This is a genomic window from Corynebacterium sp. HMSC074C04 (assembly GCF_001838295.1).
GTDB classification, from domain to species: Bacteria; Actinomycetota; Actinomycetes; order Mycobacteriales; family Mycobacteriaceae; genus Corynebacterium; species Corynebacterium amycolatum.
Genome location: NZ_KV836261.1, coordinates 1 through 1114, shown reverse-complemented (window position 1 = coordinate 1114; position 1114 = coordinate 1). Strand labels below are relative to the sequence as shown.

The window sequence follows — 1114 nt, the reverse complement described above, 5'->3', positions numbered from 1 at the left end:
ACAAGTAAACAACATTAAACAAAATAAACAGCATAAGCTAACCTTCTAGTGCTGATGCTCTCTTTCGGCTTAGGGGGCTATCAGGTCGGTCTTGTCGTGGTTGATATGAGGGCCCCTAGTCGACCGGCAGTAGACCCACGGGCAAATCAAAACCAAATACGTCCGTCGTGTCACAATCGCTGCCTTGACTCAAACAGCTGCGACCCGGTCAGGCAAGCTACCAGTTGGGTTGCCTCGTCGAGCAGAATGTCGTACCTATTGATCAGATTTTGTGGCGGCGTCAGCTCGCAATGTTGGTAGAACGGCTCGGACAAACCACCTAGCTGACTCCATTTGAAATCAGGGTCTGGAGCCACCACCTCCTTGCCAGTTTGCTCTTCTCGTTCCTAGCTAAGCAGTAGTTTGATCCAGCCCAGCTATTACGCGATAATCTGCCGGGGCGTGCGGTTAATCCTCTCAACCAGCATTTTCCAACCATTATCGGGAATATCCTCGAGCTCGCAGCTGAGTAGGCTTCCGCGCTTAGCGATGTCTGCTCCAAGTTCGCTTCCGCATTCATGAGACTTCACCAGACATCTTCTGTCAAGGACTCTTTATCCGATGTATTCATGCGTATGTTTAAGCGTCCTGGGCTTAGTTCCGCTTTTACGAGCCTGAGTTGACGGGATGGACGAGATGGTTCTACGTTGTGCTTCCCGTGGTGTGGTCAGTCCAGCACTTTGTGAATGTGCATATTGCTTTAGCAATGTATCCTCCGTAAAGTCGCAAACCCACCTTCTCCGAACTATGCCCACGCGTCTTGAGCATTAATCAGTTTTGCCTTGTAGGGACTGTCGGCTCCCTTAGTTAGAGCGCTGTAATAGCAACCGTCGAATGTGATCACGCTCGGTCGAGTTTCAGGGCTGTAGTAGGAACTAAATCCAGTACGCTTCACCTGCTGCCTCGCACATGTTGTAGTTAGATCGCTTATAGCTGTTCATATGCTGATGCGCGTTATAAAAATGCTCCGTGGCCTGCGGGTTCGCTTTATGTGTGAAGTGTGTGTAATGTATCCGGGGTCAGCGCGACAGGGCGATGTGATCGCTTGTTGTGGTGATGCGGGGGAGAGTTTACT

Annotated in this window: 1 pseudogene; it reads right to left on the bottom strand. The window is 50.4% G+C overall.

From position 1 onward, the window contains the following. Nucleotides 1–170: 170 nt before the first annotated feature. Nucleotides 171–371 (bottom strand): annotated as a pseudogene (locus tag HMPREF3011_RS11610) (ClbS/DfsB family four-helix bundle protein); the annotation flags it as partial. Between the last annotated feature and the right edge of the window lie 743 nt (nucleotides 372–1114).